Source organism: Streptomyces sp. NPDC004051 (assembly GCF_053604275.1).
Genome location: NZ_JBSGHG010000008.1, coordinates 43,488 through 62,095 on the forward strand (window position 1 = coordinate 43,488; position 18,608 = coordinate 62,095).

Below are 18,608 nucleotides of genomic sequence, written 5' to 3' on the forward strand. Positions count from 1 at the left end.
ATTTCTCGCATGACGAATCCGACCGAGAGCCTCGTCGCCCTGCTCGACCTGGAGCAGATCGAGGTCAACATCTTCCGGGGCCGCAGTCCGCAGGAGTCGCTGCAGCGGGTCTTCGGCGGCCAGGTGGCCGGCCAGGCCCTGGTCTCCGCGGGCCGCACCACCGAGGGCGACCGCCCCGTGCACTCGCTGCACGCGTACTTCCTGCGCCCGGGGCGTCCCGGGGTGCCGATCGTGTACGAGGTGGAACGGGTGCGGGACGGACGGTCGTTCACGACCCGCCGGGTCACCGCCGTGCAGCAGGGGCGCACGATCTTCAATCTCACCGCCTCCTTCCACAAGCCCGAGCAGGGGAGTTTCGAGCACCAGCTGCCGCCGGCCCGCGCGGTCCCGGACCCCGAGTCGCTGCCGACGGTCACGGACGAGATCCGCGAGCATCTGGGCGCGCTGCCGGAGCAGTTGGAGCTGATGGCCCGCCGTCAGCCCTTCGACATCCGCTACGTGGACCGGCTGCGCTGGAACCGGGACGAGGTCAAGGACGCCGAGCCGCGCAGCGCGGTGTGGATGCGCGCGGTCGGCCCGCTCGGTGACGATCCGCTGGTGCACACCTGCGCCCTGACCTACGCCAGCGACATGACCTTGCTGGACGCCGTCCGGATCCCGGTGGAACCGCTGTGGGGCCCGCGGGGCTTCGACATGGCCTCGCTGGACCACGCCATGTGGTTCCACCGCCCGTTCCGTGCGGACGAGTGGTTCCTGTACGACCAGGAGTCACCGATCGCCACGGGCGGGCGGGGGCTGGCCCGCGGGCGGATCTACGACCGTGCGGGGCGGATGCTGGTGTCCGTCGTCCAGGAGGGTCTGTTCCGGGCGTTGTAGACCGGCGGGCCGGTCGCCGGTTCCCGCCGCGTGCTTCCGGCCGACGCCCGGCCGGCCGGGCGTGGCGGGCGGTCCGGGCGTGGCGGGCGTGTTCGTCGTGGTGGTGTGGGTGGTGGTGTTCACGGACATGCTCGTCTCCCCCGCGGAATGCGCACGGCCGGCACGGCGTGCGCCGGCCCGGAGAGAACCGTATCCACACGGTCACTCTCTGCGACAGGCCTGTGGACAACTCCGCGGGGTCGACGAGCGTGCGGGTCAGCTCCCCGCGAGACCGTTGGAGCCCGGTCGGCGGGCGTCCACGTCCAGGTGTTCTCCGACCCGGTTGACCAGCAGGGTCATCTCGTAGGCGACCCGTCCGACGTCGGCCTCGGCCCCGCTGAGCACGCACAGACAGCTGCCGGCGCCCGCCGCGGTGACGAAGAGCATGGCGTCGTCGAACTCGATCATCGTCTGGCGCATTCCGCCCGCACCGAAGTGCTGTCCGGATCCCCTGGCGAGGCTGTGCAGTCCGGACGACACGGCCGCCAGGTACTCCGCGTCCTCCCGGCGCAGTCCCGTGCTCGTCCCGGTCACCAGTCCGTCGTTGGACAGGACCAGAACGTGCCGCACCTGCTCGACACGCTGGGCCAGGTCGTCCAGCAGCCAGTCGAGTCCCTGTTGTTGCGTCATTTCGCGCATCTCCCCCTTGCTCTTCCCCGTGATGGTTCCCGTGGTCCTGTTCGTGAGCCTTTCCGTTCGCTTCCCCCGTGCGGCACATCCCCTGGCGGGGAGATCCCCGTGGCCAGCCTTCCCCACGACCGGGCGCCGGACAAGGAGGTTAGGAGCCATGGGGCAGAAGATGACCGACGAGGAACGGCGCGATTCCGTCCCGCACGGAACACGTGAGGAACCCGTGAGGAACCCGCACGGAACCCGTACCGGCGAGCTCTTTGCCGCCGGACGGTGCGGTCCGGGCCGTCCGGTGGGGGATCATGCGGGACATGAGCGACGACCGCACGGACGACCACACACACGTCCAGGAGTTCTTCACCGCACGTGCCGCCGGCTGGGACCGCCGTTTCCCCGACGACGGTCCGGCCTACGCGGCCGCGGTCGCCGACCTCGGACTGCGTGCGGGCGACCGGGTGCTCGACGCGGGCTGCGGCACCGGACGGGCCCTGCCGCCGCTGCGTGCCGCGGTGGGCTCCTCGGGGACGGTCCTCGGGGCGGATCTGACGCCGGCCATGCTGCGGGAGGCCGCGGCCGCCGGACGGGACGGCGACGGCACGCTGCTGCTCACCGACGTCGCCGCACTGCCCCTGCGCCCGGGGTCGCTCGACGCCGTGTTCGCGGCGGGCCTCATCGCGCACCTGCCCCATCCGGCCGAAAATCTCCGTGAGTTGGCACGGGTGGTGCGCCTCGGTGGGACGCTCGCGCTGTTCCACCCGATCGGCAGGGCCGCGCTCGCCGCCCGCCAGGGCCGCTCGCTCACACCGGACGATCTCCGCGCGGAGCACAACCTCCGCCCGCTGCTGGCCGGTTCGGGCTGGCGCATGACGTCGTACGCCGACGAGGAGACGCGGTTCCTGGCGCTGGCCGTCCGGGAGGACTGACCTCTTCGGCCGCCCCGGTGCTCAGTCGGTGGGCGCGCTGTCCGGGTGTCGCACCGGGCAGCCGCCGAGGCCCGGCACCGGGCGGGTGCCCAGGTCCTCCAGTCGGTAGCCGTCCGGATAGCTCTTGATCTCCCGGTTCTGCCGGGCGAAGTGCGGGGCGCGCCGGGGCGGCAGCAGCCGGACCGCGCGGCCGCGCAGCCGCACCGCGCGGCGTACGCACGCGCGTGTGGCGGCGCTCGGCGGGGTGTACCGGAAGGCCCGCAGGAGGGGGTCGTCGAGCAGGGCCAGTGTGGCGGTGCGCAGCAGCGGGGCGAGCGGGCGCGGGTACCAGGAGGCCATGAGAGCGAGCGTGGCGTCCGAGACCCGGCGCGCGCCCTCGTCCCAGCCGAAGTGGGACTGCTCGTAGGAGTCGAGGCAGCTCTCGAACTCCTCGTAGGAGCCGGGGATGCCCTGGATGCCCATGTGCCGCCCGAGTGTCTGGTAATGGACGACACTGGCGACGGTCTCGTGCCGTGACATCCTGCGCCACCCGTAGGCGTCGATCCACCGCTTGGGCATCACGACGAACGTGCACAGGACGTACCGCATGTCGTCGTCGGGGATGTCGTAGCTGCGGTGCATCCGGTTGATGCGGCGGATCGCGGTCCGGCCCCGGTCACTGCCGAATCCGTGCTCGACGAGGGCGTCCAGGAGGAGCGAGGTGTCGTCGTAGCGCTTCTGGGAGCGGTCCGTGAGCTCCGCGGTCTCGGCGAGCAGACGGCCGATGCGGGGAACCGGCGTACGTGCGGTACAGGGCGAGTTCGAGTGACCGGGCGAAGTCCCAGGGGAATTCGTACGCCGCGCTGAGGCGGTAGATCTCCGTGGCGTCCCGGTGCGGGTCCATCCGCCGGATCTGTTCCAGTCGCTCGAAGCGCTTCACCGCGCCGCCCCCTCCTGCCACCGGACTTCGACTCTACTGTGTGTCGCGGGATCCGTACGTCCGGTGAGGGTCACGGCGGTCCACCGGGTGCCCGAGGGCACGCCCGGCGGGGCTCGGAGCGGCCGGCCCCGGAACCGGGCCGGGGCCAGGGCTTGACCCGGTTCCGGCCCGCCGGACGCGCCCCCCGGTCTCAGCGGCCCAGCTCCTTGCGCGAGACACGACGCAGCCGGCTCCGCTGTGAAGGGTCCAGGGCGAGGTACGCGGCGGCCGGAACTCCCAGGATGATCAGGAGCGCCGCCCACCAGGGCAGCCAGATGAGCAGGATGAGCCCGGCCACCGCACCCCCTGCGGCGATCTTGGCGTTCTTCGACATGAGTGTCGCCTCCTTCGCGGCCGTTGCCGCTCTCTGTCGTGAAAACGGACCCGCGCCCACGGCGGTTCCGGCCGCGACCCTGAGACGTCCCTGAGATTCGCCCCCGGGCTTCCCTGAGAGCCACCGGCGACCCGGCGACCCGGCGATGCCCCGGAACGGAACACGATCGCGCGTCCATGGTGACCCGGTTCACCGCCCAGGGATACCCGGTCGCCCCCGGCCGTGCTGTACTCTCGGCGGCTCCGACGCCACTAGTCAAGTTTGATGAATCAATGAAACAAGGGATCTCCGTCATCGTCGCGCAGCCGCCTCCCCCGCCGCACGCTCCCGCTCAGTACGCCGAACTGGCCCGCTGTTCGGCCGTGTTCGTACCCGGTGACCCGGCCCGCACCGGCCGGATCGCCTTCTGGCGGCCCGACGGGTCGGCTCCCCCCGCCGTGGACGCGGCGTCGGTCGAGGAGCTGACCGTCGTCGTTCCCGGCGAGAGCGGGGTGGAGACGGTGGACGTCCCGGCGGCGCTGCTGCCGGTGCGCGCCGCGCTGCCCGTCCTCACCCGGGCACGGAGGCACGACGAAGGGCACCCCGCCGCCGTGTTCTGGGGCGCTGCCGCCGTGCACGCCCTGGCTCTGGTGGCGCGCGGTCTGCTGCTGCCGGGGCTGTCCCCGGCCGGCCACGACGCCTGGCGCACCGGCCCGCTGGACGCGGAGGACGTCGAGGCGGTGCGCCGGCTGGCCGCCGCGATGCCGCCCGAGGCGCACGCCCTGCCGCTGGGCGGCCCGGGGCCGCTGCGCCTGCCCGATCCCGAACGGCTGCTGCGCGCCTTCCTCGACGCGGTCGCCGACACCCTGCCCCGCTCCCCCGCCGCTCCCCTCGTCACCGGCACCCCCGCCTACGCGGCGCCGCAGCGGCAGCACCTGCCCGAACTGCGCGACTGGGCCGCCGACGTCGCCGCGGGCCACGACGCCGGCGTACGCCTGTCGCTGCGCGTCGAGGTGCACGGCCTCACGGACCTGACGGGGCTCACGGACCCCCGGGACGACGGCGCCGTGGACAGCGGCACCATGGACGACGACGGCGCGAACGCCACGTTCCGAGTGGTGCTCCAGGTGCACAGTGTGAGCGATCCCGCGCTCGTCGCGGACGCCGCCGACGTGTGGGCGGCCCCCTCGGCCGGTTCGGCCGGTTCGGACAGCACAGACGGCACACACGGCACAGACGGTGCATACGGAACAGACGGCGCGGCCGGCGGCTTCGGACCGCGCGCCCGGATGGACACGCTGCTCGCGCTCCGCCGCGCCGCCCGCGCCTGGGCCCCGCTCGCCCCCCTGCTGTCGGCGACCGTGCCGGACGCGGTCGAGCTCGTCGACGAGGAGGTCACCGAGCTCCTCGGTGAGGGCGCCAGGGCGCTCGCCGGCGCGGGTGTCGACGTGCACTGGCCGAGGGAGCTGACCCGCGAACTGACCACCCGCGCGGAGATCGGTCCCGCTGCCGACGAGCGGCACGCCGGGCAAACCGGCGTCGCGGACGCCTCGCAGGGACCGTCCTTCCTCTCCGCCGACGCGCTGCTCGCCTTCGACTGGTCGTTCGCCCTGGGCGACCGGCAGCTCACCCGCGCGGAGCTGGACCGGCTCGCGGAGAGCAAGCGTCCCGTCGTGCGGCTGCGCGACCAGTGGGTGCTGCTCGATCCTCGGGAGGTGCTCCGCGCCCGCGCGCGCCAGGACCACGAGGTGCGGCCCGTCGACGCGCTGGGGGCCGCCCTGACCGGCTCGGTGGAGGTGGACGGCCACCGGATCGAGGTGCGGCCCACCGGCTGGCTGGCGGCCCTGCGGGACCGCCTCGCCGACCCCGAGGCGCAGCAGCCCGTCGCACAGCCGGCGGCTCTGGCCGCCACCCTGCGGGACTACCAGCGGCGCGGGCTGAACTGGCTGGCCCACATGACGTCCGTGGGCCTGGGCTGCTGCCTCGCCGACGACATGGGCCTCGGCAAGACCGTCACCCTGATCGCCCTGCATCTGCACCGGCAGTCCGATCCCGCGTCCGCCGGTCCCACCCTCGTGGTGTGCCCGACCTCCCTGATGGGCAACTGGCAGCGGGAGATCGAACGGTTCGCGCCCGGTACGCCGGTGCGCCGCTTCCACGGTGCGCGCCGCTCGCTGGACGACCTGGCCGAGGGCGAGTTCGTCCTCACCACGTACGGCACCATGCGCCTGGACGCTCCCCGGCTCGCCGAGGTGGACTGGGGAATGGTCGTCGCCGACGAGGCCCAGCACGTGAAGAACCCGTACGCGGCGACGGCCCGGCAGCTGCGCTCCATCGGCGCACGCGCACGCGTGGCGCTCACCGGCACCCCCGTGGAGAACAACCTCTCGGAACTGTGGGCCGTCCTGGACTGGACGACGCCCGGCCTGCTCGGCCGGCTGGGCACCTTCCGCAGGCGGTACGCGGACGCCGTGGAGGGCGGGCAGGACCCGGCCGCGGCGGAGCGGCTGGCCCGGCTGGTACGGCCGTTCCTGCTGCGCCGCCGCAAGTCGGACCCCGGGATCGCGCCCGAGCTGCCGCCGAAGACGGAGACGGACCACCCGGTGTCGCTCACCCAGGAGCAGGCGGGGCTGTACGAGGCCGTGGTGCGGGAGGCCCTCGCCGAGATCTCCGGCGCCGACGGCACCGACGGCATGGCGCGGCGGGGAATGATCGTGAAGCTGCTGACCGGGCTCAAGCAGATCTGCAACCATCCGGCGCAGTTCCTCAAGGAGGACCGTCCGGTGCTCGCGGGGCGGTCCGGGAAGCTGGAGTTGCTGGACGAGCTCCTCGACACGGTGCTCGCCGAGGAGGCCGGGGTGCTGGTCTTCACGCAGTACGTGCGGATGGCCCGTCTGCTGGAGCGTCACCTCGCCGCGCGGGGCGTGCCGTCGCAGTTCCTGCACGGCGGCACTCCGGTGGCCGAGCGCGAGGCGATGGTGCGGCGTTTCCAGGACGGCGAGGTCCCGGTCTTCCTGCTGTCGTTGAGGGCGGCGGGCACGGGGCTGAACCTCACCCGGGCCGAGCACGTCGTGCACTACGACCGCTGGTGGAACCCCGCCGTCGAGGCGCAGGCGACGGACCGCGCGTACCGCATCGGCCAGACCCGGCCGGTGCAGGTGCACCGGCTGATCGCCGAGGGCACGATCGAGGACCGCATCGCCGGACTGCTGGCCCGCAAACGCGAACTGGCGGACGCGGTGCTCGGCTCCGGGGAGGCGGCGCTCACCGAACTGACGGACGCCGAACTGGCGGATCTGGTGGAACTGCGAGGGGGAACACGATGAGCCGGTACGACGGTGATGCGGCCGGCGGTGAAGCCGCCGGGCCGGAGCGGACGTTCGCCGCACCGCCTCCCGCGCGGGGGCGTGGTTTCGCGCGGACCTGGTGGGGCCGGGCCTGGCTGACGGCGCTGGAGGACACGGCCCTGGACGGCCGGCAGCTCAAGGCGGGGCGCAGGCTCGCCCGCGCGGGAGCGGTCGGCGCGGTGTCCGTCCGTCCGGGACGCATCACGGCCGTCGTGCAGGACCGCGACCGCACGGCGCACCGGGCGGACGTCCTGCTCCAGGAGCTGTCCGGCGAGCAGTGGGACCGTTTTCTGGGCATGGCCGTCGAACGGGCCGGACATGTGGCGGCGCTGCTCGACCGGGAGATGCCGCCGCACCTGGTGGAGGACGCGGAGTCGGCCGGGGTCGAACTGCTGCCGGGCCTGGGCGATCTGGAGCCGGAGTGCGACTGCGGGGCCTGGGACCACTGCGGTCACACGGCGGCGCTCTGCTACCAGGTGGCCCTGCTGCTGGACCAGGATCCGTTCGTCCTGTTCCTGCTGCGGGGACGCGGTGAGCGGGCCCTGCTGGACGCGCTCCGGTCGCATGCCGGGACCCGCACGGAGAAGCGGTCCCGCCCGGAGGGCGTGGACGCGGCCGAGGCGTTCGCGGTGGGCGGCATCCGGCCGGGGCTGCCCGCCGCTCCCCCGCTGCCCGTGGCGCCGGGGGTGCCGCCGTCACTGGACACGGACGGGCCGCCCCCCGCCGGGATCGACCCGTCCGCCCTGGAGTTCCTGGCCGCGCGGACCTCCGCGCAGGCCCGTCACCTGCTCGCGGAGGCGCTCCGGGACGGGCATGAACGGCAGTCGCATGAACGGCAGTCGGTGGAGCCGGAGCCGACGGTGGCCCGGGACGCGGTGCGGCTGGCCGCCGGTGACCCGGCGCGCGCCGTGGCGGACCGGCTCGCCACCGGTTCGGGGCGTGGCCGGGAGGGTCTGGCCGTGGCCGTGCGGGCCTGGCGCCAGGGTGGTACGGCGGCGCTAGCCGTGCTCGACGAGGAGTGGACGGTGGACGCCGAAGCGCTCGCCCGGGCGCGCGGGGCCCTCGAGTCGGCCTGGGCCGAGGGCGACGAGTACGAGCGGCCGGTGTTCCGGGCTCGCGCCAACCGCTGGACCGTCGTCGGCGCGCCGGTCCAGCTGCGGCTGGGACGCGACGGCCGCTGGTGGCCGTACCGCAAGGAGCGCGGCCGTTGGGTCCCGGCGGGAGGCGCCGCTCAGGACCCGGCGACGGCCCTGGCGTCGGCGAGGGCGGAGCTCCGCTCCGGGAGAAGGGCCTGAAACAGCCCTCCCCCGACGGACGCCGCGTACGTGCCCGGCCCGGGTCAGCGCAGCCCGGCCTCGTCCAGGGGCGGGAGGAGCGATTCGAGCCCGCTCGGCAGATTGCTGGGCACGCCGCTCGGCAGCTCGGTCGGCAGACCGCTGGGCGGTTCGCTCGGGAAGTCCGACGGCAGTTCGGTGGGGAGACCGGACGGCAGCAGGCTCTCCGGACCGTTGGGCAGCTCGGACGGGACGCCCGGGGACGGGTCGGGCGAACCGGGGGCGGCCGTGCCGCTCCCGGCGGGGCCTTCGTCCGGCGGGTCGTCGCCTCCCGAGGCCGTCAGCACGACCACGAAGACGGCCGCCACGGCCACGATCGCCGCGAGCACGATGAGCAGCAGGTTCCTGCGCCCACCGGGCCCTGGTCCCCCTCCGTCCCCTCCGCCCCCGGGCGGGCCCTGCGGCGGGTCGGGGGGCGGAGGCGGACCGGGCGGAGGCGGGTCCGGCGGCGGAGATGCGCCGCCGTACGAGGGGGGTCCGAAGCCGCCGCCCGGGGGCGGCGTGTCATCCGGCGGGCCGGGCGGCTGGGGCGGTACCGGTGGCTTGGCCATACCGGCCATGGTCGCCTCGGACGCGCTCCCGGCGCGAGCGTCCCGCACGGAATGCGACACGGAGCCGGGGCACGGGCCCGGCCTCCGCGGTGTGCTCCGCGCGGCGGCCGGGCTCGTGCGGCCCCGTATGAGCTCGGCCGCCGCGCGAAGCGGCGCGCCGGCTGTGCCCACACCGTCCCGGGCCCCGGCCCCCGGGTGATCCGGGTTCAGCCCCGGGCGCCCAGCAGGTGGTCCATCGCCAGCTGGTCGAGGTGCTCGAAGGCCATGCCTCGCGCGGCGGCGGTGTCGGCGTCGAAGTCCTCGAAGGCCGACCGGTCGCCGAGCAGTGCCTGGAGGCCGTCGGCCGCCGTGGGCTCCGCCAGCTGGTCCAGACGGGCCGCGCGCAGCGCCTCCTGCACCTCCGGGTCGGAACGGAAGGCCGCCGCACGGTCCTTGAGGATCAGGTAGTTGCGCATGCAGCCCGCCGCCGAGGCCCACACCCCGTCGAGGTCCTCGGTCCGCGGCGGCTTGAAGTCGAAGTGCCTCGGGCCGCTGTAGCCGGCCGACTCCAACAGGTCCACCAGCCAGAACGCGGCACGCAGGTCACCGGCCCCGAACCGGAGGTCCTGGTCGTACTTGATGCCGGACTGGCCGTTGAGGTCGATGTGGAACAGCTTGTCCGCCCACAGCGCCTGTGCGATGCCGTGCGGGAAGTTCAGCCCGGCCATCTGCTCGTGGCCGACCTCGGGGTTGACGCCGTACAGCTCCGGCCGTTCCAGGCGCTCGATGAACGCGAGGGCGTGGCCGACGGTGGGCAGCAGGATGTCGCCGCGCGGCTCGTTCGGCTTCGGCTCGATGGCGAAGCGGAGGTCGTAGCCCTGGGAGGTGACGTACTCGCCGAGCAGGTCGAAGGCCTCCTTCATGCGGTCCAGGGCGACCCGTACGTCCTTGGCGGCACCGGACTCGGCGCCCTCGCGGCCGCCCCAGGCCACGTACACCTGGGCACCGAGTTCGACCGCGAGGTCGATGTTGCGGATGGTCTTGCGCAGCGCGTAGCGGCGCACGTCGCGGTCGTTGGCGGTGAACGCGCCGTCCTTGAACACCGGGTGGGTGAAGAGGTTGGTCGTCGCCATCGGCACCTTCATGCCGGTGGCGTCCAGCGCCTGCCGGAACCGCTTGATGTGCCCCTCGCGCTCGCTGTCGCTCGAGCCGAAGGGGATCAGGTCGTCGTCGTGGAAGGTGACGCCGTGAGCGCCCAGCTCGGCCAGGCGCTGCACCGACTCGACCGGGTCGAGGGCGCGCCGGGTGGCGTCGCCGAACGGGTCGCGTCCCTGCCAGCCGACGGTCCACAGACCGAAGGTGAACTTGTCCTCGGGGGTGGGCCGGTAGTTCATGACGTGGCTCCTTGCTCGCTGCGACTATTTCGTCATGGCGATTTACAAATTAGTATGCGGGAGCAGCTCTGGGAAGTAGAGACACCCGCTGAACCGCGGAAGAGGGAGAAACCGATGTCAGCAGCCGAGGGTCCGCTCGTCGTCGGCGTGGACACATCCACCCAGTCCACCAAGGCGCTGGTCGTCGACGCGGCCACCGGACGGGTCGTCGCGAGCGGCCAGGCGCCGCACACGGTGACCTCGGGGGCGGGCCGGGAGAGCGATCCGCGTCAGTGGTGGGACGCCCTCTCCGAGGCCCTGCGCCAGTGCGGGCAGGCGGCGCACGAGGCCGCCGCGGTGTCGATCGGCGGCCAGCAGCACGGGCTGGTCACCCTGGACGAGCGGGGCGAGCCGGTGCGTCCGGCGCTGCTGTGGAACGACGTGCGCTCCGCGCCGCAGGCCCACCGGCTGACCGAGGAACTGGGCGGCGCGAAGTTCTGGGCCGAGCGCACCGGAAGCGTGCCGACCGCCTCGTTCACGGTCACCAAGTGGAGCTGGCTGGCGGAGCACGAACCGGAGGCGGTCCGTGCCACCAGGGCCGTCCGGCTCCCCCACGACTACCTCACCGGACGGCTCACCGGCCAGGGCACCACCGACCGCGGCGACGCCTCGGGCACCGGATGGTGGGCCTCCGGGACCGAGTCGTACGACGAGGAGATCCTCGCCCACGTGGGGCTCGACCCTGCGCTGCTGCCCCGTGTCGTACGGTCCGGAGAGGTGGCCGGGACCGTGCGCGCCCACCCCGACCTGCCGTTCTCCAAGGGCACCCTGGTGGCGGGCGGCACCGGGGACAACGCGGCCGCCGCGCTGGGCCTCGGTGTGCGGCCCGGTACCCCGGTGATGAGCCTCGGCACCTCGGGCACGGTGTACGCGGTGTCGCGGCGCCGGCCGACCGATCCGACCGGCATCGTGGCGGGCTTCGCCGACGCGCGCGGCGACTGGCTGCCGCTCGCCTGCACGCTCAACTGCACGCTCGCCGTGGACCGGGTGGCGACCCTGCTGGGGCTGGACCGCGAGGCCGTCGAACCGGGCCGCGGCATCACGCTCCTGCCCTTCCTCGACGGCGAACGCACCCCCAACCTCCCGAACGCGTCCGGCCTGCTGCACGGGCTGCGCCATGACACGACCGGCGGTCAGCTGCTCCAGGCCGCCTACGACGGCGCCGTGCACTCCCTGCTCGGCGCGCTCGACCGCGTCCTCGGCAAGGACGGCCAGGAGGGCAAGGACGGCCAGGACGGCGAGGGCACAGACCCGTCGGCGCCCCTGCTGCTGATCGGCGGCGGCTCCCGGGGCGCGGCCTGGCAGCAGACCGTACGACGGCTCTCGGGCCGGGCCGTGCAGGTGCCCGAGGCGCGGGAACTGGTGGCGCTCGGTGCGGCGGCGCAGGCGGCCGGCCTGCTCACCGGGGAGGACCCGGCCGCGGTCGCCCGCCGCTGGGACACGGCGGCGGGGCCGGTGCTGGAGCCGGTGGAGCGGGACGAGGAGACGCTGGCCAGGATCGCCGGGGTACTCTCCGACGCGGCCCCGCTCCTGGAGCGGGGCACGGACACCGACTGAGGCCTTCGCCGGCGGACACCGGCCCCGGCCCGCACCATGACGGAACCGACGAGGACTGACGGAGGCATGAGCGCACCGCTGCACGAGGCCCGCCCGGCCGGTTCGGGGCGGGTGCCGCCCCCGCCCGGCCCGGGACGCACACTGCCCGACACCCAGCAGGGCATGCGCCGCCGCAACCTCTCGCGGGTGATGCACACCGTCAGCGCCGAGGGGCCGCTGTCCCGGGCCGCCGTCGCCTCCCGCATCGGCCTGACCCGGGCGGCGGTGTCCACCCTGGTCGACGAGCTCATCCGTTCGGGCCTGCTGGAGGAACTGGGCCCCGAGCGCCCCGGACGCGTGGGCCGGCCGGGCTCGGCGCTCGCCGTCAGCGGGCGCGGTCCGGCCGGGATCGGTGCCGAGGTCGGCGTCGACCACCTCGCGGTGTGCGCGGTCGATCTGCGGGGACGGGTCCGGGCGCGGGCGGTACGGCACGTCCCGAACCGCGGCCGCTCCCCCGGACCGGTGCTCGAAGAACTGACCGGACTCCTGCTCCGGGTCGTCGCCGAGGCCGAGGGCGAAGGGCTGTGGCCGGCGGGGCTCACCGTGGCCGTGCCGGGCCTGGTGGCACGGGACGCCCGGACCGTCGTACGCGCGCCGAACCTCGGCTGGCGCGACACCGATCTCGGCGCCCTGCTCCCGGCGCGGTTCCCGCTGACCGTGGCCAACGAGGCCAACTGCGGCGCGCTGGCCGAACTCTGGCTCGGCGAGGGCACACCGCGCGACTTCCTCCATGTGTCGGCCGAGATCGGCATCGGCGCCGCCGTGGTCGTGGACGGGCGGCTGCTGCACGGAACCCGGGGCTTCGCGGGCGAGCTGGGACACGTGCCGGTACGGCCCGACGGCCCGGAGTGCGGCTGCGGCGGACGCGGCTGCCTGGAGCAGTACGCCGGTGAGAGGGCGGTGCTGCGCGCCGCCGGCGTGGAACCGGGCGAGGACCGCGTGGGCCTGCTCGCCGGCCGCGCCGAACAGGGCGACCCCGCCGTACGGCGCGCCCTGCACGACGCGGGAACGGCGCTCGGCATCGCACTGACCGGGGCGGTCAACCTCCTGGACCCGGAGAGTGTCGTGCTGGGCGGCGCGCTGTCCGGGCTCGCGCCCTGGCTGCTGCCCTCGCTCCGCTCCGAACTGGCCCGGCGCACGGCGGGCCCGGCCTGCCCCGTCTCGGTGTCGGCCCTGGGCCCCGAGGGTCCCCTGCTGGGCGCGGCGCACTCGGTGGTCCGGGGGGTCCTGGACGACCCGGCCGCGGTCGCCGGGAGGGTCTGAGCCCGCCTGCCCCGGGCGCCGGTCCCGGGCCTTGCCCCGCACGAGGACGGGAGTACCGTGAGCGGTCACGGAGTGGCCCGCTGTCACGATGTGATCATCGTGAGGGGCGCGCCGCCTCACCGATCGATTACGAAACGCCCAACTACTGGTTGCCGCACGATGAGCAGGTCACTATGAGGCCATGAAACCGGCGCAGCGAGCCATGGAGCTACTTCGGACCTGGCCCGACCTCACCGCCTGCAAGGCAGCTTGCGGTACCGGACAGGCCCTCCGCTCCGCTCGCGAAGAGATCGTCCACTTCCACTCCGAACGGGACGTCGACCTCCATCTGACCCGCCGCGCCATCCAGCGCTTCCACTACGACCTGAACGCCTCGACCGCGATCCAGCTGACCCCGGGGTCGAGTTGGGTGACGGTGCATCTGGACTGCGCCACCGACGTCGACCTGCTGCTGAGCCTGGTGAGCGTCGCGCTCAAGGCCCACCAGGCTCCACCGCCCCCCTCCTGCCCACCGGCGACCGCCGGGTGCAATTTCCACCGGGTCACGGTGCTGCCGCGCGACGCGGTGACCGAACGCTGAGGAAGCCGGGTCGTCCGGTGGGCCCCGGGGCTTACGGCCGCAGACCGCTGACGATGTCCGCCGTCGCGGTCAGACCGCTGTGGATGGTGGGGGCGATGCTCGTACTGGCCAGACAGAACCCGAGCAGCAGACAGACCAGAGCGTGGGAGAGCTTCAGTCCGCCGTTGCGCAGGAAGATCACCGCCAGGACCGCGAGCAGCAGCACCACAGAGATGGAAACGGCCATCGTCAACCTCCTCCGCCACGTCCGCTTCGCGGCGTTCGGCCGCAAGTGTGGCGTAGCGGAGGGTTCGTCCGGGCGGCTGACCCGTCCTCCGAACGTGTGGTGTCTACCGCGGGCGGTACGCGTCGAGGAAGGACTCCAGTCCCGCCAGGTCGTCGGTGTTGAGGTGGTCGACGTCGGCGGCGGCCAGTTCGCCCCACAGGGCGTCCCGGGCGGGGCCCGGCTGGTCCGGGGTGGCCCAGAAGCGCACGCGCTGCCCGCGCGCGTGCGCGGTGCCCACGATGTCCCTCAGTTTCCGGCGCTCGGCGGCGGGGAAGGCGCCGACACCCCGCCAGGTGAAGTGCAGCGTCCAGTTGTCGCTGATCAGCGGGACGAGAGAGGACCGGGCCGGCCCGCCGAGGTCGGTCAGCCTGCCGTCGTAGAAGGCGTGCCGCACCCGCTGGGCCTCCATGGGCGCGCGGGCCGCGCGGTCTCCGGAGACGACGGCGGTGACCGGCCCGGGCAGCACTCGGCCGTCGACACAGGTGGTGAACAGGTGCCGGTACCGGCGCAGGCGGCGGTCGAGTTCGAGGTAGGTGGACGCGCCCTCGGTCTTGATGTCGACGAGGAGTTGGAACGGCTCCCGGTACCCCCGGTACACCGAGCCGCGCCGGGCCCGCACCCGGGCGGTGAGCGGGTCGAGGTAGAGGGACTCGAGAGTGCGGGACGGGTCGAGGTCCTCGGGGTCGTGGGCGACCAGGAGCCGGCCGCCCACGAGGAAGATGTCGGCCTCGACGCTGCCGAACCGGTGGTCGAGTGCGTCGAGGAGGGGACGCGGGTGTTCGTAGTCGTTGTGGGCGTGGGCGCGCCGCAACGGACGCGGGTGGTGGCTCTGTTCAGCGGCCGTCGCCTCGGCGGCGGGCAGCGCCACCGAGCCCGCGAAGGCGGCGCCGAGGGTGCTGAGGGCTCTGCGACGGGTGGTGAGGGCCATGCTCTGCCTCCCTGGAGGTGCCGTACGGGACCACTGGAGTATGGGGGCGGCACTCGCCCGAAGAGCAGTGCTGTGCGGGGAGTTGGCCGATCCGCCGCCGCGCGTTCACCTCACCGGGGCCGGGTACGCGAAGGAGCCCGCCCCGTGCGGGGCGGGCTCCTTCGAGCAGGGCCGGACCTGTGACGGTTCCTCAGGGCGCCGGGAGGTCGACCAGTTCGGCCAGTGCCGCGCGATGGGCGCCCGCCGTGCCGTAGGCGATGGAGTCGGCCTTGGCCCGCTTCAGGTACAGGTGGACCGGATGCTCCCAGGTCATACCGATGCCGGCGTGCAGTTGCAGCGCCTCCTCGGCGGCGTGGACGGCGACCTGTCCCGCGTAGGCCTGCGCGACGGCGACAGCCACATCGGCATCCCGGCCGGTGGACAGGGCGGCGGCGGCGTTGCGGGCCGCAGCGCGGAGGTTGACCACCTCCAGCCACAGCTGGGCGAGCCGGTGCTTGAGCGCCTGGAAGCCGCCGACGGGCCGGTTGAACTGCCTGCGGTCCTTCAGGTAGCGGACGGTCTCCGTCAACGCCCATTCGGCGAGACCGAGTTGTTCCGAGGCCAGCAGTCCGGCGCCGGCTCGCAGCGCCCGTCGCACGGCGGGTTCGGCGTCGCCCAGCCGGCGTCCCCGGGCGCCGTCGAGGACGACCGTGGCGAGGGGACGGGTGAGGTCCAGGGACGTCTGCCCGGTGATGGTGACGGTGGCCGCGTCCGCCTCGACTGCGTACAGCCCGCCGTCGTCCGCCGGTACGAGCAGCACGTCGGCCACGGCGGCGTCGGCGATGCCGGTCAACTCGCCGTGCAGCGCGCCGTCCACCGCCCGTGCGGTGGCGAAGGAGGCGCCGGGCGCGGTGTGCAGCCCGACGGCGAGGACGCCGATCCGGCGCGCGGACGCCAGGGAGGCCAGGACGTCCTCCCCGTCCGCACAGGCCAGCAGCGCCTCGGTGGCCACGACGGCGCTGCTCAGGTAGGGCACGGGGGCGACGGCCCGCCCCAGCTCCTCCAGTACGACGGCGGCCTCCCGGTGCGTGGCGCCCTGACCGCCGCGGTCCTCGGGCACCAGCAGGCCGGCCAGGCCCATACCGTCGGCGAGCGACTTCCACAGGGCCAGGTCGTGCGGGGTGTCCGACTCGATGCGGGAGATCACCCCGGCCGCGTCGCAGTGGTCGGTGAGCAGGTCCCGGACGGCGGCGCGCAGCGCCTCTTCCTCCTCCGAGTGGAGCAGGTCGGGCTGCGGGTCCGCCAGGGGCGTCACGTTCGTCGTGCTGCTCGTGTCCGCGGTGTCCGTGGTGTCCGTGGTGTTCGTCGTGTTCATCGAGCAAGGTCCTTCCACGCGACGTCCTTGTCGGTACGCGGCTCGGACGGCAGCCCCAGGACGCGTTCGGCGACGATGTTCAGCAGGACCTCGCTCGTCCCGCCCTCGATGCTGTTGCCCTTGGAGCGGAGGTAGCGGTAGCCGGCGTCGCGGCCGGTGAAGTCGACCAGTTCGGGGCGGCGCATGGTCCAGTCGTCGTACAACAGGCCGTCCGCACCCAGGAGTTCCACTTCCAGACCGCTGATCTGCTGGTTGAGGCGGGCGAAGCCCAGCTTCATCCCGGCGCCCTCGGGACCGGGCTGGCCGGCCGCGAGCCGCTGACGGAGGCGTTCGCCGGTGAGCCGGGCGACCTCGGCCTCCACCCAGAGCTCCAGCAGGCGCTGGTGCAGGTCGTGGGTGCGCAGTTCGGGGTGCTCGCGCCAGGTCCTCGCGACCGGGCCGATCATGCCGCCCTCGCGGGGCAGCCGCGTGCCGCCGATGGCGACGCGTTCGTTGTTGAGCGTGGTCTGCGCGACCCGCCAGCCGTCGCCGACCTCACCGAGGCGGTGCGAGTCGGGGATGCGGACGCCGGTGAGGAAGACCTCGTTGAACTCGGCCTCGCCGGTGATCTGGCGCAGTGGCCGCACCTCGACGCCGGGGTCGGTCATGTCGCAGACGAAGTAGGTGATGCCCCGGTGCTTGGGCGCCTCCGGATCGGTGCGGGCGATGAGGATGGCCCAGCGGGCCAGATGCGCGCTGGAGGTCCACACCTTCTGCCCGTCGATCACCCAGTCCTCGCCCTCACGGACCGCCCGGGTGCCGAGGGCGGCCAGGTCGGATCCGGCGCCCGGCTCGCTGAACAGCTGGCACCAGACCTCCTCGCCGGTCCACAGCGGGCGGAGGAAGCGCCGCTTCTGCTCCTCCGTGCCGTACTGCAGGATCGTCGGCGCCGCCATGCCCAGGCCGATGCCGATGCGCCGCGGGTCGTTGTCGGGCGCCCCGGCCGCCTCCAGCTCGGCGTCCACCACGGCCTGGAGGGAGCGGGGGGCGCCGAGTCCGCCGAGCCCCTCGGGGTAGTGCACCCAGGCGAGGCCCGCGTCGAAGCGGGCGCGCAGGAAGTCGAGGCGGTCGGTGCCGGCGGGAGGCTGTGCGGCCAGCAACTCCCGGATGCGGCCCCTCAGTTCGGTGGCGTCGGTCATGCCGCTGCTCCGTTCTGCGGTACGGGCAGCACGGCGACGCGTCCGGTGGTGACACCGTCCGCGACCCGCTGCACGGCCTCGGCGGCGCCGGCGAGCGGCACGCGCTCGCTCACCAGCGGCTTGACGGCACCGCGTGCGGCCAGGTCGGTGAGCTGTTCGTGGCAGTGCCGGACCAGCTCGGGGTTCTTGGTGTTGTACAGGCCCCAGTGCAGGCCGAGGACCGAGTAGTTCTTCACCAGGGCGTGGTTCAGCGCCGGGCTGGGGATCGTGCCACTGGCGAAGCCGACGATCACGATGCGGCCCTCGAAGGCGACCACCTTGGCGGACTGGGCGTAGGCCTGACCGCCGACCGGGTCGTAGATCACGTCGGCGCCCCTGCCGCCGGTGACCTCCTTCACCGCGGCGATGACGTCCTGCTCACGCCGGTCGATCACCACGTCACAGCCCAGTTCCCGGGCGACGGCCGCCTTCGCGGCGCCGCCGACCACGCCGATGACGGTGGCGCCCGCGGCCTTGCCCAGCTGCACGGCCGCGCTGCCGACACCGCCCGCCGCGGCGTGCACGAGCAGGGTCTCGCCGGCCTCCAGGCCGGCCCTGCGGTGCAGCCCGAACCAGCCGGTCTGGTAGCCGATGTGCAGGGCTGCGGCCTCGGCGTCGTCCAGCGCGTCCGGGGCGTCCCGCAGCGCGGCGGCGTCCGCGACGGCGTACTCGGCGAACCCGCCGTACGGCAGCACGGGGTTGGCGATCACCCGGCGTCCGTCCTCGGTCTCACCGCAGATCTCCAGGCCCGGGGTGAACGGCAGCGGCGGTCTGACCTGGTACTGGCCCCGGCACATCAGCGCGTCCGGGAAGTTGATGTTCGCGGCGCGCACCTTCAGCAGGACCTGGCCGTCGCCGGGGGCCGGCCGCGCCACCTCCGCGAGGCGCATGACCTCGCCCGGCTCACCGATCTCGTGCACTTGCCATGCCTGCATGCGGAGCCTCCACGGGACTGTGAACGTCGTGTTCGCCTGACCGGGTCCCCCGCATACTAAGCGGTCGCTTGCCGACAGGGAACCGTC

At 73.8% G+C, this 18,608-nt stretch carries 16 protein-coding genes and 1 pseudogene; 7 read left to right on the forward strand and 10 right to left on the reverse strand.

Annotated elements, in window-relative coordinates; all coding sequences use genetic code 11:
- Positions 1–9 precede the first annotated feature (9 nt).
- A complete protein-coding gene (locus ACWEQO_RS11655; RefSeq protein ID WP_361458802.1) occupies positions 10–876 on the forward strand; it encodes an acyl-CoA thioesterase in 867 nt (288 codons plus the stop codon).
- Between the two features lie 255 nt (positions 877–1,131).
- Here the strand turns inward: ACWEQO_RS11655 and ACWEQO_RS11660 are convergent, their stop codons facing one another.
- On the reverse strand, positions 1,132–1,545 hold the full coding sequence (locus ACWEQO_RS11660) for a roadblock/LC7 domain-containing protein (RefSeq protein ID WP_361458804.1): 414 nt from the start codon (positions 1,543–1,545) through the stop codon (positions 1,132–1,134).
- 302 nt (positions 1,546–1,847) lie between these two features.
- On the opposite strand from ACWEQO_RS11660, the gene ACWEQO_RS11665 reads away from it, so the two are divergent.
- A complete protein-coding gene (locus tag ACWEQO_RS11665) occupies positions 1,848–2,468 on the forward strand; it encodes a class I SAM-dependent methyltransferase (RefSeq protein WP_452981676.1) in 621 nt (206 codons plus the stop codon).
- Positions 2,469–2,489: 21 nt separating this feature from the next.
- Here ACWEQO_RS11665 and ACWEQO_RS11670 read toward each other — a convergent pair.
- Both ACWEQO_RS11670 and ACWEQO_RS11675 read right to left on the reverse strand, forming a co-directional pair.
- Positions 2,490–3,387 (reverse strand): annotated as a pseudogene (locus ACWEQO_RS11670) (oxygenase MpaB family protein).
- 190 nt (positions 3,388–3,577) lie between these two features.
- Positions 3,578–3,760 (reverse strand): hypothetical protein, encoded by a 183-nt coding sequence (locus ACWEQO_RS11675; RefSeq protein ID WP_361458809.1) that lies wholly within the window; start codon positions 3,758–3,760, stop codon positions 3,578–3,580.
- Between the two features lie 272 nt (positions 3,761–4,032).
- Here ACWEQO_RS11675 and ACWEQO_RS11680 point away from each other — a divergent pair, with 272 nt between their 5' ends.
- Both ACWEQO_RS11680 and ACWEQO_RS11685 read left to right on the forward strand, forming a co-directional pair.
- Entirely contained in the window at positions 4,033–7,065 is a 3,033-nt protein-coding gene (locus tag ACWEQO_RS11680; RefSeq protein ID WP_452981679.1) for a DEAD/DEAH box helicase, read from the forward strand.
- Positions 7,062–8,381 carry an SWIM zinc finger family protein gene (locus tag ACWEQO_RS11685; protein WP_452981682.1) on the forward strand — a complete coding sequence of 440 codons (1,320 nt, stop codon included), beginning with the start codon at positions 7,062–7,064 and terminating at the stop codon, positions 8,379–8,381. Before ACWEQO_RS11680 ends, ACWEQO_RS11685 begins: the two co-directional genes overlap by 4 nt.
- A gap of 44 nt (positions 8,382–8,425) precedes the next feature.
- Here ACWEQO_RS11685 and ACWEQO_RS11690 read toward each other — a convergent pair whose 3' ends face one another.
- Both ACWEQO_RS11690 and xylA read right to left on the reverse strand, forming a co-directional pair.
- The gene (locus ACWEQO_RS11690; protein WP_452981685.1) at positions 8,426–8,749 is read right to left on the reverse strand and encodes a hypothetical protein; all 324 of its coding nucleotides are present in this window, start codon (positions 8,747–8,749) and stop codon (positions 8,426–8,428) included.
- A gap of 428 nt (positions 8,750–9,177) precedes the next feature.
- Positions 9,178–10,344, reverse strand: a complete 1,167-nt coding sequence (gene xylA / locus ACWEQO_RS11695) for a xylose isomerase (RefSeq protein WP_452981688.1) — start codon at positions 10,342–10,344, stop codon at positions 9,178–9,180.
- Positions 10,345–10,458: 114 nt separating this feature from the next.
- Here xylA and xylB point away from each other — a divergent pair, with 114 nt between their 5' ends.
- The 3 genes from xylB to ACWEQO_RS11710 all read left to right on the forward strand — a co-directional run bounded on the left by xylB (position 10,459) and on the right by ACWEQO_RS11710 (position 13,822).
- Entirely contained in the window at positions 10,459–11,940 is a 1,482-nt protein-coding gene (gene xylB, locus ACWEQO_RS11700; RefSeq protein WP_361458819.1) for a xylulokinase, read from the forward strand.
- A 66-nt stretch (positions 11,941–12,006) separates the two neighbouring features.
- Positions 12,007–13,242 (forward strand): ROK family transcriptional regulator, encoded by a 1,236-nt coding sequence (locus tag ACWEQO_RS11705; RefSeq protein WP_361458821.1) that lies wholly within the window; start codon positions 12,007–12,009, stop codon positions 13,240–13,242.
- A gap of 181 nt (positions 13,243–13,423) precedes the next feature.
- Positions 13,424–13,822, forward strand: a complete 399-nt coding sequence (locus tag ACWEQO_RS11710) for a luciferase domain-containing protein (protein WP_361458823.1) — start codon at positions 13,424–13,426, stop codon at positions 13,820–13,822.
- A 31-nt stretch (positions 13,823–13,853) separates the two neighbouring features.
- Here ACWEQO_RS11710 and ACWEQO_RS11715 read toward each other — a convergent pair whose 3' ends face one another.
- The 5 genes from ACWEQO_RS11715 to ACWEQO_RS11735 all read right to left on the reverse strand — a co-directional run bounded on the left by ACWEQO_RS11715 (position 13,854) and on the right by ACWEQO_RS11735 (position 18,521).
- Complete coding sequence (locus ACWEQO_RS11715; RefSeq protein WP_361458825.1) at positions 13,854–14,048, reverse strand: hypothetical protein; 195 nt, start codon at positions 14,046–14,048, stop codon at positions 13,854–13,856.
- A 103-nt stretch (positions 14,049–14,151) separates the two neighbouring features.
- The gene (locus ACWEQO_RS11720; RefSeq protein WP_452981693.1) at positions 14,152–15,015 is read right to left on the reverse strand and encodes a phosphatidylinositol-specific phospholipase C/glycerophosphodiester phosphodiesterase family protein; all 864 of its coding nucleotides are present in this window, start codon (positions 15,013–15,015) and stop codon (positions 14,152–14,154) included.
- A 190-nt stretch (positions 15,016–15,205) separates the two neighbouring features.
- Positions 15,206–16,369, reverse strand: coding sequence for an acyl-CoA dehydrogenase family protein (locus ACWEQO_RS11725; protein ID WP_452981696.1), 1,164 nt, complete (start codon positions 16,367–16,369; stop codon positions 15,206–15,208).
- Positions 16,366–17,547: an acyl-CoA dehydrogenase family protein gene (locus ACWEQO_RS11730; protein ID WP_452981699.1), complete on the reverse strand. Its 1,182-nt coding sequence runs from the start codon at positions 17,545–17,547 to the stop codon at positions 16,366–16,368. Before ACWEQO_RS11730 ends, ACWEQO_RS11725 begins: the two co-directional genes overlap by 4 nt.
- Positions 17,544–18,521, reverse strand: a complete 978-nt coding sequence (locus tag ACWEQO_RS11735) for an NADPH:quinone oxidoreductase family protein (protein ID WP_452981702.1) — start codon at positions 18,519–18,521, stop codon at positions 17,544–17,546. Before ACWEQO_RS11735 ends, ACWEQO_RS11730 begins: the two co-directional genes overlap by 4 nt.
- Positions 18,522–18,608 lie beyond the last annotated feature (87 nt).